We start from the raw sequence: 15,057 nt of genomic DNA on the forward strand, positions 1-15,057 counted from the left end.
GTTAAAAGCTGGTTTCAAGAATTCGCCAAACTAACTCAGTGAAACTTATCCCGGCCTGTTTTGCCGCCATAGGTACCAAGCTGTGGTCGGTCATGCCGGGTACGGTATTAACCTCAATCAATTGGTTATGACCGTCTTGATCAATAAACACATCAACCCTGCCCCAACCTTCAACTCCGACCGCCTCACAAGCACGAACCGCCAAAGCCTGCAACGCTTGCTCATCGGAGTCACTGAGTCCGCAGGGGCAATGATATTGGGTGGTATTCGCCTTGTACTTTGCATCGTAATCATAAAAAACATTGGGCGTTTCCAAGCGGATCACCGGCAATGCATCACCCTGAACCACCGCGACCGTGAACTCGCGCCCCGAAACCCAGGTCTCTGCATAGACATCGCAGTTATATTCGGACGCCAATTCAAAGGCCTTGATCAATTCTTCCCTATTTGAAGCTTTGCTCATGCCGATGCTGGACCCTTCCTTGGCCGGTTTGACAATGACGGGAAAACCCAGCTTTTCGATGCAAGCGTCAATATCGCCGCTCTGTTTCAGTAGGGCCCATCGAGGCGTAGGCAACCCTACTCCTTGCCAACACATCTTAGTTCTAAGCTTGTCCATACTGAGTGCTGATGCCAAAACACCACTGCCCGTGTAAGGCATACCTATGGCTTCCAACGCACCCTGTAACACACCGTCTTCGCCGCCACGGCCGTGGATGATGTTAAAGACGCGATCAAACCGCTCACCGGCTAATGCCTGCACTGGATTGCCTGTCACATCTATCGCGACGGCATCTATACCTGACTCTCTGAGTGCATTAAAAACAGCAGTGCCGCTTCTTAATGAAACCTCACGTTCTGCGGCAGTTCCACCCATCATGACCGCTACACGCCCAAACTGCTGCGGCATTTCAATCGCCTTCGGCTTCATTCTTTTTCCCCTACCATACACACTTCTGTCGCTAACCTGATGCCTTGCTTTTCGGCTACCGTGTCCTGAACAAATTTGATCAGCATCTCAATCTCTTCAGCCTTGGCATTGCCTGTGTTAATAATAAAATTGGCGTGCTTTTCAGAGACCTGAGCCCCACCTATGGCATAACCTTTCAATCCACAGTTTTCAATCAATCTTGCCGCATAATCACCGTCCGGATTCTTGAAAACAGAACCGCAACTAGGCTGATTGGTTGGTTGTGTTTGTCCCCGCCTTTCCAGTAATGACTTTATCTTTTGCTGACTCACCGCCGCATCACCGGTTTCCAATTGCAATACTGCCGACAAAAACCATTCGTTTTCTAATCCTTTGACTGAACGATACGCTATCTGAAAATAGCCGGGCGCTCGTTCCAATACTTCACCTTGCCGATTAATGGTTTCCACACTTCTGACAATGTTCCAGGTTTCTCCGCCAAAAGCGCCTGCATTCATTTTTAGCGCTCCGCCCATCGTTCCCGGAATTCCGGCAAGAAATTCAGCGCCGACCAGACCTTGTTCACCGCAAAATCTGGCAACCAATGCGCAAGGAACCCCGGCCTCAACATAAACGGTGTTGTCCGCTATCAGGCGCAATTGCTTCAAGCGATTGCGGGTGTTAATGACCGTTCCTCTAATGCCACCATCCCTGATCAATACATTACTGCCTAAACCCAGCCACATGACCGGTTCAGAACTATCCAGCGAGCGTATAAATAAAATTAAATCGTTCTTGTCTTCCGGGATATACATCCGATCCGCCGGTCCTCCGACGCGCCAGCTGGTATATTTTACAAGCGGCTCATTACTGAGTGACCGGCCCTTTAAATCGACCACAATGATTCTCTCTGCCTATCGCTTGACCAGCGCTTCAGTCAACAAAGCCGGCAAATCAGTAGCGATTTGTCCGACATTTCCCGCACCCAAGGTCAAAATCACATCATCCTTCCTGACTATACCCGCCAACAGTTTGGGCAGTTCCCGCCAATCCTCTACAAATACCGGGTCCACTTGCCCCCTGACGCGAATGGCTCGACTTAATGATCGCCCGTCTGCTCCGGTGATAGGAGCTTCACCTGCCGGATAGATATCCAGCAAAATCAGAACATCCACCGAAGATAAGACCTGGACGAAATCTTCAAACAAATCACGGGTCCGGGAATACCGGTGCGGCTGAAAAATAATGACTTCCCTGCGTTTTGGCCAAGCCTGCCGCAACGCCTCTAGCGTTGCGGCAATTTCACGGGGATGATGGCCATAATCGTCCACCAAGGTTAACCGACCGCCCTCAAATGGAATATCTCCATTGATTTGAAACCGTCGACCTATGCCATGAAACGCGCCCAGACTTCTTACGATGGCGTCGTCATCCACACCCAGACTGGTTGCTATGGCAATTGCCGCTAATGCATTCAACATGTTATGCCATCCGGGCATATTCAAATGCACCCTGAGCGGCTCATGGTTACCTGAGCGCAATACAGTAAAAGAAGTGTTCATTCCGCATTGATGAATTTCTATCGCCCGAACATCGGCCTGTTCATGAACGCCATAGGTTTTTACCGGTTTGGACAGTTTCGGCAAAATCGCCCTGACCCCCTCATCGTCCAGACACAAAACGGCCAGTCCGTAAAAAGGCAAATGATGCAAAAACTCGATAAACGTCGCTTTAAGCTTGTCGTAGCTGCCGTGATAGGTGGCCATATGGTCTTGATCGATATTCGTCACGACCGCCATCATCGGCTGCAAATACAAAAATGAAGCGTCGCTTTCATCGGCTTCAGCAACCAAATAATGACCTTGGCCTAACTTGGCATTGGTGCCTGCGCTATTAAGCCGTCCACCGATCACAAAGGTTGGATCCATCCCGGCTTCTGCCAAAATGCTCGCAACCAGGCTGGTCGTCGTTGTTTTGCCATGCGTCCCGGCTACGGCTATGCCGAAACGAAACCGCATCAATTCAGCCAGCATTTCTGCACGAGGAATCACAGGAATTCTGTTTAAATATGCCTCATCAACCTCATCATTGCTGCGGTCAATAGCAGAAGAAACGACAACAACATCAGCGCCTGCAACATGCTCGCGTTTATGCCCGATATGGACAGCCACACCTTGTTTAATCAGTCTTTCGGTTACCGCACTGGTTTTAATATCTGAACCTGACACCTGGTAACCCAGATTGGAAAGCACTTCGGCAATGCCGCTCATGCCTGTGCCGCCAATCCCGACAAAGTGTATCCGGTCAACATTACCTAACGCTTTAGTCGGCATTTTTACTTTCGGAAAATTCATGGCCGGGCCTCCGCGATACAACTATCAGCCACACACCGGGTCGCATCCAGCTTTGCACAAGTCAGTGCAGCAGGTCCCATCTCGTCGAGATGGCCAATAATATGATTGATCCGGTCGGCCAGATTCTCAGTATTTAAATCTTGCTGCATCAATAACAATCCGCCTCCGGCATCGACGGCATACTTCGCATTGGCGGTTTGATGATCATCAATTGCATAAGGAAACGGAATGTAAACAGCAGGAAGCGCCATCGCTGCAACTTCGCTGACCGTCATAGCGCCTGAGCGGCAGACAACCAAATCCGCCCATTGGTAAGCTTCAGCCATGTTTTGAATAAACGCAGTCACTTGTGCGTCAATACCTAAGTCCTGATACCGTTGAGTCACCTCTGCGAGCATGGATTCACCCGTCTGATGTTTGATCTTTACCGATTCAAGCCTTAAAGCCGTGTCAGGCATAATTTCATTCAGCACCTTGGCACCTTGGCTGCCGCCTAAGATCAAAATGTGCACCCTCCCGGCTGATTTGGCGGCCATCGTTTGGGTGGTAGACAATAATTCTTTGCGCAATGGATTTCCCACCCATTTGGCATTGACGTTCTTTTTAAAGCTACCAGGAAAAGCTTCCAGCACTTGATTTGCCAATTTAGCAAGCAATCGGTTGGTTGTCCCCGGCACGCGATTTTGCTCATGAATGATTAACGGTATGCCCTGCAGCTTAGCCATCAGCCCTCCCGGCCCGGCAACAAAGCCGCCCATACCCAGCACCACATCGGGTTTACGCTGACGCAGAATTTTTCCGGCTGCGAAACAAGCCCTGATTAACAATCCCACCGCTTTAAATTTTGCGGCCAAGCCCTTGCCTCTGAACCCAGCCACAGGCAACCAGTCAATTTCAATCCCGTTAGCAGGAACCACCTTGCTTTCCAGACCGTTTAAAGTTCCCATCCAGCTGACTTGCCAATCCTGCTCCTGCAAATAATGAGCAACAGCAAGAGCCGGGAAAACATGTCCGCCTGTTCCTCCAGCCATAATCACTATGCGCTTGCCCATAACGGATTCCCTTTTGGTAAAGCGGCTTTTAATACATGGGCATCCGAACTGACTCTCAACAGCAAGGCAATTGCACTACACATCACAATCATACTGCCGCCGCCATAGCTCATTAACGGCAAAGTAATCCCCTTGGTCGGCAATATGCCCATATTCACGCCCATATTGATAAACGCTTGAAATCCAAACCAAAATCCTATGCCATAGGCAACGTAGGCGTGGAATGCCAGACCTGCGTTTTCAGCCGTCACACCGATTTTGAACGCACGCCATACCAATAAAGCAAATAACAGAATTACCAGCGTAATACCCAGCAAACCCAATTCCTCGGCTAACACTGAAAACAGAAAATCGGTATGCGCCTCAGGTAGATAAAAGAGTTTCTGCAAACTATTCCCTAATCCGACGCCTAACCACTCTCCCCGGCCAAACGATATCAAGGCCTGCACCAGCTGAAATCCGGTATTTTCCGGATCGGCCCAGGGATCGAGATAGGAAACGATACGCTTCCATCGATACGGGGAAATAATCACCAAGGCTGCTGCGGCTGAACCGAAGATCAGCAGTAGTGCCGCAAATTGGCCTAATCTCGCGCCACTCAAATACATGATCACCATCGCCATCGACACGATTACTACCGCAGACCCAAAGTCGGGCTCCAACAATAATAAAACACTGGCGACTACAAACAATGCCAAAGGCTTAAAAGCGCCAAAAGTCGAATTTCTTAACGTATCCTGATATCGCGTCACATAACTCGCCATATAGATCACTGAAATCAGTTTGACGACTTCCGAGACCTGAATTCGAAATCCTCCCAGCGAAATCCAACGGGTACTGCCATTTACTTTCACGCCTAAACCGGGAACAAATACCAGCAGCAGCAAAGCCAATCCGCCCAAAAACAACCATTGCCCGTAGCGCTCCCAAAAGCTCAACGGCACACAATACATGGCGACAGCAAACACTAATCCGAGAGCGATATGGATCATCTGCATCATCGGGTAGTGCCAGTTGCTGCTTTGCATTTTTTCACCCAAATGAAATGATGCCGACGACACCATGATGTAACCGATGATCAATAAGGCAGAGCTAATGCCTATGACCTGATAATCCAGATAAAACTCTTTTGCTGGTTTATTGGAATCTGAGGGAGTCATTGTTGTAACCCGAAAACGGCCGTAGCGAACTTCTCGCCACGCTCTTTATAACTTTTAAATTGGTCCAGACTGGCACAGGCCGGAGATAACAAGACCGTTTCGCCTTTATCCGCCAGACCGGAAGCCACATTAACAGCCTCAGCAATGTTTTTAACTGAATAAACGGGCACACTCCCGTTGATGGCTTTTTCAATCAGCGGGCCATCTTTGCCCATCAAGATCACCGCTTTGGCTTTTTCCCTGAGCACCGGCACCAGTTCATTCATATCTGCACCTTTGGCGTCTCCACCAGCGATAAGGATGACCTTATTCTTGTAACCTTGCAGTGCGGCTAAGCAAGCCCCGATATTTGTTGCCTTGGAATCATTGACCCAAGTAATACCTTTAATCTGTGCAACCCGTTGCATGCGATGATCCAGGCCTTTAAATTTTCGCAAGGCATTACACATAGCCTGCTGATCAAGCCCTATTGCATCACCCAGCGCTAAAGCGGCCAATGCATTTGATGCATTATGCAATCCCTCTAAAGGCAACTCGGATAACGCCATTAAGCGTTGATTATTGCTGACCAGATAGTCAACTGAACCGTCACTTTGCAGGCAATAATCGGCCTGTGTTTTAATCGAAAATGTTTTGACTTTCCGCTCAGGGTTGGTCATTGCTTCAACCCAAGGGTCATCCCTATTGATGACCATCACACCGTCACCGTTGAATATTTTCTGTTTTTCAGCAGCATAGTCCGCCATGCCGTCATGACGATCCAGGTGATCCGCCGTCACGTTCAAAACAGTAGCAGCAGCGGCATTAAGTAAAGACGTTCTTTCCAGCTGGAAACTCGACAATTCCAATACGTAGAGATCACAATCCGCCTCTAACAAATCCAGCGCCGGCGTTCCCAGATTGCCGCCTATGGCGACCTGTCTGCCCGCTTCTTTGGCCATGGCACCGACCATGGTGGTCACCGTACTTTTTCCATTCGAACCGGTAATTCCAACAACGGGAGCATCAATGCAGCTCACCAGCAGGTCTATATCACTGAAGACTTTTGCGCCTCTGGCTATTGCTTTGACAATCGGATATTCTTTTAACGATACACCGGGGCTTATGATTAAATGCGATGCCACCTTGAAAGCCGCTTCATCAAACCCTCCGGTAAAAATCGGCGCATCGGGAATCTCATCCGCCAGTTTTGCCAATAAAGGCGGCCTATCCCTGCTGTCAACCACTGCGAAGCGAATTTGCTGTTCATTCAGAAAACGGGCAACCGAAAATCCAGTGTCACCCAAGCCCACTACTAAAACTTTAGAGGCATAGGGATCCAACCCTAAGTGTGTCGCAAGTGCTTGCTTGAAATCCGGAACGCCCATAGTTATCTCAGTTTCAATGTCGATAAACCGACTAAGACCAATATAAAGGTAATAATCCAGAATCTGACGATGACGCGAGGTTCAGGCCAGCCTTTCAATTCAAAATGATGATGAATGGGAGCCATTCTAAAGACTCGTTTTCCGGTCATTTTGAATGATGCAACCTGAATCATGACTGACAGTGTTTCCATAACAAAAATACCACCCATGATGACCAGAACAATTTCCTGCCTGACCAGAACCGCCAAAACACCTAATGCGCCACCTAATGCCAAGGCGCCGACATCACCCATAAAGACCATTGCCGGATACGCGTTAAACCAGAGGAATCCTAATCCGGCGCCAACCAAGGCTGCACAAAATACGATGAGTTCTCCGCTATTGGGCAAAAAGGGGATGGCAAGATACTTGGAAAATTCGGCATGCCCCGATAAATAAGCAAAGATACCCAAACCTGCCGCCACCATAACCGTAGGCATGATCGCCAAACCATCCAGGCCGTCCGTCAAATTAACCGCGTTACTGGTACCGACGATGACAAAATAGACCATGACGATATAGAACAAGCCCATATTGAGCATGACGTCTTTGAAAAACGGCACGATGAACTGGGTTTCAGCAGGAACCGTAGCAGTCATGTAAAGAAATACCGCAACAGCCAGACCGATAACCGATTGCCAGAAATACTTGGCTCTCGCAGACAGGCCATCGCTGTTTCCCAGCATTACTTTCCGGTAGTCGTCAATAAAACCGATAATTCCGTAACCCAAGGTAACCAGCAAAACCACCCATACATACCGATTATTCAGATTGCTCCACAACAGCGTGCTGACTGAAACCGCAACGATTATTAACGCACCGCCCATAGTCGGCGTCCCGGCTTTATCAAAATGACTTTTAGGCCCGTCTGAACGAACGCTCTGGCCGATTTTCCTGCGGGTCAGCTTTCTGATCATGACCGGACCAACGACAAAAGAGATAATCAGCGCCGTTAATGCCCCTAAAATAGCTCTCAGAGTCAGATACTGAAATACCCTGAATGCACTATCGAGCGTCATTAAATAATCAGTCAAATAAAGTAGCATTCTTATTCCTGTGTATTAAACAATGGCATTGACAACATTTTCCATGCGTTGAGACCTCGAGCCTTTTACTAATATAGCTTCCCGTCCTTGCTGCTCGGATTTCAAGGCATCGATCAATGCTTGCTGGGTTTCGAAATAAACCGCGCCTTCTCCAAAAGCTTCAACGCTTTGGCGTGCATCGTCTCCTGTCGCGAACAGTTTTTTAACACCCAGCGCTTTCATTTGTTTGCCCATGTCGTGATGAATCAATGAGCTTTCCGGACCTAATTCACCAAAAGCACCCAGAGCAACCCAAGGCTCACCATCACAGTCCATCAGAACCGCCAGCGCCGCATTTAATGAAGCAAAGTTGGCATTATAGGTATCGTCGATGACGATATTACCCAGCTGACCGGCAAGAGGACACAAACGGCCATTGACCGGCTGAACGGACTCCAAACCTCGCTTTATTTGGTCCAAATCCAGACCCAGCGCCAAACCTGCCGCACTGGCTGCCAAGGCATTAAGTACGTTATGACGACCGGCCAGATTAAGCCGGATCTCGATAAAAGCGTTTTTATATCGAAGGGTAAACGCCGTACAAAAACGATTTTCGGTAATTTCAGTCTTGAATCCATCTGAGGTAACATCTGCGCCAGGATTCATTCCGAACGAAATGACTTTTCGCTTACCGGCCAGACTGTGCCAGTAATCAAAATAAACATCATCGTGATTGAGTACGGCCGTTCCTGTCTCCTTTAAAGCTCCGATAATTTCGCCTTTGCCCCTGGAAACGCCTTCAATGCTGCCAAATCCCTCTAAGTGAGCAGGTCCGGCATTGGTAATAATCGTCACATCGGGCTGCACAAAACGGCTGGTGTAAGCTATTTCTCCAACATGGTTTGCGCCCATTTCGATCACGCCGAACCGATGTTTTTCTTCCAACCGCAGCAAGGTCAACGGCACACCAATGTCATTGTTCAGGTTACCGGCTGTAAACAGCACCGAGTCGTCATTCCCCAGCACTGCCGCCGTCATTTCTTTTGCGGTCGTTTTGCCATTACTGCCGGTAATGCCAACAATCCGGGCCGGCATACGGTTTCGCCAATGCCCTGCTATTTGTGCCAAAGCCAGCCGGGTATCCTCAACTTTAAGGGCCGGTAAACGGGTTTCAACCGGCTTACTTACAATAACTGCGCAAGCCCCCGCCTGTTCGGCCTGATCCACAAAATCATTACCATCAAAATGGCTGCCCTTGATGGCTATATAAAGATCGCCGGGATGCAGGGTCCGTGTGTTGATACTGACGTGTTCAACTTCACTATCTTCGCCGGCCAGCTCGGCGTCAACCCATTGTGCAATTTGGCTCAGCAACACCCGCATCATCGAATATCCTGTAAGGCTCTGATAACCACTTCGGCATCGCTGAAAGGGTTTTTTACGCCGTTGATTTCCTGATAGGACTCATGACCCTTACCGGCAATCAAAATACAATCTTGATGTTCAGCTTCTCTAACCACGGTTTTTATAGCCTGCTCTCTGTCTTGAATCACACGAATCTTATTGCTAGTGCATCCCTGTCTGATTTCATCAATGATCTGCAGCGAATTTTCGCTGCGTGGATTGTCATCGGTTAAAACAATTCGGTCCGCCCATTTTTCAGCGATTTGCCCCATCAGAGGACGCTTACCCGCATCTCTGTCACCACCACAACCCATTACTACCCATAATCTATTGGGGCAATGTTTTTTCAATCCGTTTAACACTTTATCCAGCGCATCCGGCGTGTGCGCATAATCAACAAAAATCCATGGCGTCGATTCAGAGCCATACCGTGTCATACGCCCGGCAACCGGCTTTATGTTTGAAATCCGGCGGACAGACTCATCAAAGGAGAAGCCCATCGCCAGCAATACGCCACATACCTGAAGCAGATTTTCAACATTAAAATCGCCGTACAATTCAACGCTGACCCGCCGACAATGATCACGCCAGCACACATCAAACTGCATTCCGTCCAGTCCCTGTTTAATTTCTTTGGCAAAAACCGTTTCGCCATTTTCTAACTGCTTACCCTGTAAGCTTGTACCCCATACGGCAGCTTTGGGAGGCACAGCATCAAGTATCGAAGTGCTGTAGCTGTCGTCTAAATTGATAACCGCAAACTGCACACCCGGTTTGGCCAATAGCCTTAATTTAGCCGCAACATAGTTTTCCATTGAGCCGTGATAATCCAGGTGATCACGGCTGATATTCGTATAGACGACGCCTTTAAAAGTGATGCCATTGACACGGCCTTGCTCCAATCCATGAGACGACACTTCCATTGCGACCGACTTTTTTCCTTCCTGTTTAAATCCGGCCAGCATGGCCTGAATCGCCAGCGCATCAGGCGTGGTATTCTGAGTCGTTTTAAGTGCACCCCAACTGCCCCAGCCTAAGGTCCCGATAATGCCACAGTCATCCAGCGCTTGACCCAGAAACTGACTGCAAGAAGTTTTGCCGTTGGTTCCGGTTATGCCAATCAGATTCATAGCTGCAGAGGGTTCATCGTAATAGCGTCCGGCAATATTACCCAAGCGTGCATTTAACTGCTCAACGGCAACGAAAATAACCGCCTGATCCTGATTAAACTTCACATCTTCACAGTAAGCCGGATCAAAAATGATCGCTACCGCACCTCTTTTTATGGCTTCATCAGCAAACAATAAACCATGTTGTCTGGCCCCAGACAACGCAATAAAGGCATCGCCGGGGTTAACTTCACGGCTGTTTAACGTCAAACCCTGAATGGAAACATCATGCTTCACCGAAGCAAAGCCGTCCAATAAACTGCTTAGCATCATCATTTACTGAACCGTTTTATTAGAAAGCAATAAAGGCATGGTTTCTAGCTGGTCCTGAGCTACGCCCATTACCCGCAACGCACCAGCCATTACCTTTGAAAAAACCGGCCCGGACACCAATCCTCCATAATATTTCCCTGCTTTAGGCTCATCCACCATAACCGCCATGACCAGGCGGGGATTACTGGCAGGTGCCATACCGACAAATACCGATAAATATTTCTTTTCCTTATAACCGCCGGCACCGGCTTTTCTCACCGTACCGGTTTTACCCGCGACCCTGTATCCATCGACTCTTGCAAGATAGGCTGTGCCATCCTGCATGACCACATGCTCAAGCATGCTGCGTATCTGTTTGGCTGTTTTGGATGAGAAAACGCGCTTTGCGTCCGTATCTTCATCTCTTTTCAGCAAGCTAACTGAATGTAAAACACCATCATCAGCCAATGCTGTGTATGCTCGCGCCAGTTGTAAAACCGAGGTATTGACGCCATAACCGAACGACAAGGTCGCTTGTGCAAAGTTATTCCAACGTTGGTAATCCAATAATCTGCCTTTGGCTTCACCTGGAAAACCCAGGTCCGCTGAGACACCAAAACCCAGCCGGTGATAAAACCCCCAAAAATATTTAGGCGGCATGGTCAATGCCACTTTACTGGTCGCAACATTGCTGGATTTTTTTAACACCTGTGTTAAATCCATGGTGCCGTAATTGTGAATATCCTTAACAACATTACGGCCAACTCGATAAGCACCGTCCGTTTCAATTTTTATACTTTCCTTGATAAAACCACCCTGTAATGCCGCCGCAATTACGAATGGCTTGACAGTTGATCCGGGCTCAAATAAATCGGTCAGACCCCTGTTTCGAAATGCGCCTTTAGGTGTACCGGTAGGCATATTCGGATTGAAGGAAGGGTAATTGACATTAGCCAACACCTCGCCTGTTTTTGCATCTAAAAGCACCAACGCACCGGCATTTGCCTGATGTTCGATCACACCTGCCTGTAATTCCCGATAAGCGATGTACTGAATGCGCTCGTCAATGCTTAGCTTTATATTCTGTCCATCAACGGGTGCTTTAATGGCCTCAATATCAGCAATAATTTGCCGCTTGCCATCCCTGATCACTCGTTTTCGGCCTGTTACGCCTTTCAAAAGGTTTTCATAGGCCAGTTCAATGCCTTCTTGCCCGATATCATCTATATTGGTAAACCCAACCAGTTGAGCAGAGATAGGACCGGCAGGGTAATAGCGCTTAAATTCACGATCGAAATAAACGCCTTTAATATTTAATTTTTTTACCCGGTCTGCCTGATCCGGATTTATACGTCTTTTGACATAAACAAATTGCCGCTTTGATCCGGGTATTATCAACTTGGCAATTTTACCTTCCGACAAACCCAGCAGTTGCTCTACTTGCTTAATGTCCGAGGGAGCAACTTCAACCAGTTCCATAGGGTTGACCCATGCGGATTCAACTGGGGAACTGATAGCCAAAGGCTCGTCATTTCTATCCAGAATCATGCCCCGATAGGCAGAAACCGCCACTTCGCTGACATGCCGCATATCACCTTGCTGCTTTAAAAACTGTTTATTCAACACCTGCAAGTCAAAGGCGCGGCCAACCAGCAATGCCATTCCCGCCAACATAAAAGCCAGCAACACTTTACGTCTTACTGCAAAATCGTTGACCGGCTTCCTTGTTTGTTTCTGTGTATTAAAACTGCGCATCTAGGGCTTAATGTAAATAATCGCTTCCCGTTGCGGCAAAACCAGCCTTAGCTTCTCGCGCGCAATTTGTTCAACTCTGTTTTCTTCCGCTAAAGTCGTTAACTCAAGTTGCAACTGCCCCCATTCGACTTCATAGCGATCGAGTTCCCGCTCTTGCTTTTGAATATCAATGAACAACAACCGCGATTGGTACTTACTGTAGATAACAGCCAAAGCCGAACCTAAAAGCCCAACCACAAGACCCATCATCAACAAGACCTTAATCTTGACCACATTCATATTTTTTCAGCCACCCGCATAACGGCACTTCTGGATCTGGGATTTTCAGACACTTCCTCGTCACCGGCTTTAATAGCCTTGCCCATCTTTTTTAGCAGTCCTTTTGTTATCTCGGACTCTTTTATCGGTAGCCGACCCGGATCATATTTACCGCCCGACTCAGCCCTTATAAAACGCTTGACAATACGGTCTTCTAATGAATGAAACGATATGACAACCAATCGACCTCCTGGCTTTAGTACCTCAACCGCTTGATCCAGCGCCGTCTTAAGCTCATTCAATTCCTGATTAATTTCCAGACGAATCGCCTGAAAAGTGCGCGTAGCCGGATGTTTGTGCTTTTCTCTCACGGGCACGGCGTCTTCGACCAACTCGACCAGCTGACGGGTCGTTAAAATTGGCTGTTTCATTCTGGATGCAACAATAGTTCGGGCAATTCGTCTGGCAAAACGCTCTTCACCGTATTCAAACAAGACTTTAGACAAACCCTGCTCATCAATGTGTGATAGCCACTGCGCAGCAGTTTCGCCATTATGAGTATCCATTCTCATATCCAAAGGTCCGTCGTTCATAAAGCTGAAACCACGTTCGGGCGTATCGAGCTGCGGCGACGAAACACCCAGATCCATTAAAATCCCGTCGACACAACCCAGTAAATCATGTTGACCGGCAATTGATGCCAATGCCGAAAAACGGTTGTGCACCAAAGTAAAACGGGCATCTTGCTGCAGCTCCTGGGCAACTGCCGATTCAACGGCCGCCTTATCTCTATCCAGCGCGAGCAAACGCCCCTGCTTGCCAAGTCCGGTCAATATGCCCTGACTATGCCCCCCTCGCCCGAAAGTGCAGTCGATGTAGGTGCCTTGTTCTTTTATGGCTAAAGCCTGCAGTACCTCTACAAATAAAACCGGTCGGTGCTGCACAAAGTCTTCCCAGTGATTAAAACGATAATGTTCCTAACTCCTCAAGCCCTTCCGTATCGCCACCGTCCATCCATTCGTGTTCTTTTGCGGTCCAGGCAAGCTCACTCCAAATCTCAAATTTATTGAGTTGCCCAACCAGCATAATTTTTTTGTCCATTTGAGCAAATTCTCTTAATTTCTCGGGAATCAACATTCTCCCTTGGCCGTCCATTTCACATTCAGTGGCATTACCAATCACAAATCGGCGCAGCATACCGGCCATTTTGTTCAAGGTGGGTAGTTTGACAATCGTTTGTTCGAGCTTTTCCCATTCAGGCAATGGATACAGCCATAAACACCCGGGCTCACCCACACAACGATCATTTACTGCCACAGTAACAATCAACTGACGATCACAGCATTCCTGCAATTCCTCTCTATAACGAGTAGGAATCGCAATACGTCCTTTTGGATCGAGATTGATTGAACTGATACCTCTTAACATGCCTTTCGGACTCTCCCAAAAAAATCCCTTTTTCACCACAACACAACAATTTTAATCCACTATAGATTTCATTAAGGCCTTAGTCAAGGGTGAATTAATTTTAAATTCTTTCTTTTTCTACAATGACTTAGAGGCTGAAAAAACAGAGCAAAGCCAGCCCTGATAAATTCCGCTTAATATCATGAGGTTAATAATAGAAATTGAAGTATCGACTTAAAGGAAAAAAATTTGGATCATCAAACCTGAAATGACAGATGCTGGGTATAACAAAAAGGAAGTAAAAACGAGCCAAAAATGCATTGGCGAAATGGAGATACAGAGAAGTATTTGAAGAGTATCAAGAGTCGGCCTGTAAGCCGGGTTCTGTCTGGAACAGCCATTCATCTAGGCTGCAAGTCACCCTGCAGCTCAAGCAATCTACCCGGGAACCGCGCGGGCCACGCGTATGTTCCCCTATTTGATCTTGCTCCGAGTGGGGTTTACCCTGCCACACCTGTTGCCAGTTGCGCGGTGCGCTCTTACCGCACCATTTCACCCTTACCGAATTTTCATTCGGCGGTATATTTTCTGCGGCACTTTCCGTAGGCTCACGCCTCCCAGGCGTTACCTGGCACTCCGCCCTATGGAGCCCGGACTTTCCTCCATCCCACAAAAAAGTGAGACAGCGACTGCTCAGCCAACTCTTGATCGTGCCGATTATACGTGATTACCCAGGGTTGACCAGAAAAATCATTAAAGCGCAGCAATTCTCAATTTGAAGAGAAAAAAGGGCTGGGGAAGCTTTTTGAGAATGTCGGCAGCAGGGCAGATTTTTATTCCGGACAAAATCTGCATTTCCACCGTCCTTGGCGGTCAGATGCTGCTGTAAAGCCCCCATGGAAGGT

13 protein-coding genes and 1 other RNA gene are annotated in these 15,057 nt (G+C 48.0%); all 14 read right to left on the reverse strand.

Going from position 1 to position 15,057, the window contains the following annotated elements:
• Position 1: 1 nt before the first annotated feature.
• On the reverse strand, positions 2 to 931 hold the full coding sequence (locus Q7V32_RS14425; RefSeq protein WP_304897681.1) for a D-alanine--D-alanine ligase: 930 nt from the start codon (positions 929 to 931) through the stop codon (positions 2 to 4).
• The gene (gene murB, locus Q7V32_RS14430) at positions 928 to 1,809 is read right to left on the reverse strand and encodes a UDP-N-acetylmuramate dehydrogenase (protein ID WP_304897682.1); all 882 of its coding nucleotides are present in this window, start codon (positions 1,807 to 1,809) and stop codon (positions 928 to 930) included. The genes Q7V32_RS14425 and murB overlap by 4 nt, the downstream gene beginning before the upstream one ends.
• A 15-nt stretch (positions 1,810 to 1,824) precedes the next feature.
• Complete coding sequence (gene murC / locus Q7V32_RS14435; protein WP_304897683.1) at positions 1,825 to 3,264, reverse strand: UDP-N-acetylmuramate--L-alanine ligase; 1,440 nt, start codon at positions 3,262 to 3,264, stop codon at positions 1,825 to 1,827.
• On the reverse strand, positions 3,261 to 4,316 hold the full coding sequence (gene murG / locus Q7V32_RS14440; protein ID WP_304897684.1) for an undecaprenyldiphospho-muramoylpentapeptide beta-N-acetylglucosaminyltransferase: 1,056 nt from the start codon (positions 4,314 to 4,316) through the stop codon (positions 3,261 to 3,263). The genes murC and murG overlap by 4 nt, the downstream gene beginning before the upstream one ends.
• The gene (ftsW, locus tag Q7V32_RS14445) at positions 4,301 to 5,476 is read right to left on the reverse strand and encodes a putative lipid II flippase FtsW (protein WP_304897685.1); all 1,176 of its coding nucleotides are present in this window, start codon (positions 5,474 to 5,476) and stop codon (positions 4,301 to 4,303) included. Before ftsW ends, murG begins: the two co-directional genes overlap by 16 nt.
• Positions 5,473 to 6,843 carry a UDP-N-acetylmuramoyl-L-alanine--D-glutamate ligase gene (gene murD / locus Q7V32_RS14450; protein WP_304897686.1) on the reverse strand — a complete coding sequence of 457 codons (1,371 nt, stop codon included), beginning with the start codon at positions 6,841 to 6,843 and terminating at the stop codon, positions 5,473 to 5,475. The genes ftsW and murD overlap by 4 nt, the downstream gene beginning before the upstream one ends.
• A 2-nt stretch (positions 6,844 to 6,845) precedes the next feature.
• Entirely contained in the window at positions 6,846 to 7,928 is a 1,083-nt protein-coding gene (gene mraY, locus Q7V32_RS14455; RefSeq protein WP_304897687.1) for a phospho-N-acetylmuramoyl-pentapeptide-transferase, read from the reverse strand.
• A gap of 15 nt (positions 7,929 to 7,943) precedes the next feature.
• Complete coding sequence (gene murF, locus Q7V32_RS14460; protein WP_322277442.1) at positions 7,944 to 9,293, reverse strand: UDP-N-acetylmuramoyl-tripeptide--D-alanyl-D-alanine ligase; 1,350 nt, start codon at positions 9,291 to 9,293, stop codon at positions 7,944 to 7,946.
• A complete protein-coding gene (locus tag Q7V32_RS14465; RefSeq protein WP_322277441.1) occupies positions 9,290 to 10,756 on the reverse strand; it encodes a UDP-N-acetylmuramoyl-L-alanyl-D-glutamate--2,6-diaminopimelate ligase in 1,467 nt (488 codons plus the stop codon). The genes murF and Q7V32_RS14465 overlap by 4 nt, the downstream gene beginning before the upstream one ends.
• Positions 10,757 to 12,487 (reverse strand): penicillin-binding protein 2, encoded by a 1,731-nt coding sequence (locus Q7V32_RS14470; protein ID WP_304897688.1) that lies wholly within the window; start codon positions 12,485 to 12,487, stop codon positions 10,757 to 10,759. It lies immediately after the preceding gene.
• A complete protein-coding gene (gene ftsL, locus Q7V32_RS14475) occupies positions 12,488 to 12,766 on the reverse strand; it encodes a cell division protein FtsL (RefSeq protein ID WP_304897689.1) in 279 nt (92 codons plus the stop codon). It lies immediately after the preceding gene.
• Positions 12,763 to 13,689 (reverse strand): 16S rRNA (cytosine(1402)-N(4))-methyltransferase RsmH, encoded by a 927-nt coding sequence (rsmH, locus tag Q7V32_RS14480; RefSeq protein WP_304897690.1) that lies wholly within the window; start codon positions 13,687 to 13,689, stop codon positions 12,763 to 12,765. Before rsmH ends, ftsL begins: the two co-directional genes overlap by 4 nt.
• A gap of 16 nt (positions 13,690 to 13,705) precedes the next feature.
• Positions 13,706 to 14,173, reverse strand: a complete 468-nt coding sequence (mraZ, locus tag Q7V32_RS14485; protein ID WP_304897691.1) for a division/cell wall cluster transcriptional repressor MraZ — start codon at positions 14,171 to 14,173, stop codon at positions 13,706 to 13,708.
• A 336-nt stretch (positions 14,174 to 14,509) separates the two neighbouring features.
• Positions 14,510 to 14,857, reverse strand: an RNA gene (rnpB, locus tag Q7V32_RS14490) — RNase P RNA component class A.
• Positions 14,858 to 15,057: the final 200 nt, after the last annotated feature.

Source organism: Methylicorpusculum sp. (genome assembly GCF_030651835.1).
In the GTDB taxonomy this organism is placed as follows: Bacteria; Pseudomonadota; Gammaproteobacteria; order Methylococcales; family Methylomonadaceae; genus Methylicorpusculum.

Bases quoted from the DNA above. Each gene is read 5' to 3' on its own strand.
- Q7V32_RS14425 (WP_304897681.1), bottom strand. From the start codon at position 931: ATGAAGCCGAAGGCGATTGAAATGCCGCAGCAGTTTGGGCGTGTAGCG.
- murF (WP_322277442.1), bottom strand. From the start codon at position 9,293: ATGATGCGGGTGTTGCTGAGCCAAATTGCACAATGGGTTGACGCCGAG.
- Q7V32_RS14465 (WP_322277441.1), bottom strand. From the start codon at position 10,756: ATGATGATGCTAAGCAGTTTATTGGACGGCTTTGCTTCGGTGAAGCAT.
- murG (WP_304897684.1), bottom strand. From the start codon at position 4,316: ATGGGCAAGCGCATAGTGATTATGGCTGGAGGAACAGGCGGACATGTT.
- ftsL (WP_304897689.1), bottom strand. From the start codon at position 12,766: ATGAATGTGGTCAAGATTAAGGTCTTGTTGATGATGGGTCTTGTGGTT.
- mraZ (WP_304897691.1), bottom strand. From the start codon at position 14,173: ATGTTAAGAGGTATCAGTTCAATCAATCTCGATCCAAAAGGACGTATT.
- ftsW (WP_304897685.1), bottom strand. From the start codon at position 5,476: ATGACTCCCTCAGATTCCAATAAACCAGCAAAAGAGTTTTATCTGGAT.
- Q7V32_RS14470 (WP_304897688.1), bottom strand. From the start codon at position 12,487: ATGCGCAGTTTTAATACACAGAAACAAACAAGGAAGCCGGTCAACGAT.
- mraY (WP_304897687.1), bottom strand. From the start codon at position 7,928: ATGCTACTTTATTTGACTGATTATTTAATGACGCTCGATAGTGCATTC.
- murD (WP_304897686.1), bottom strand. From the start codon at position 6,843: ATGGGCGTTCCGGATTTCAAGCAAGCACTTGCGACACACTTAGGGTTG.
- murC (WP_304897683.1), bottom strand. From the start codon at position 3,264: ATGAATTTTCCGAAAGTAAAAATGCCGACTAAAGCGTTAGGTAATGTT.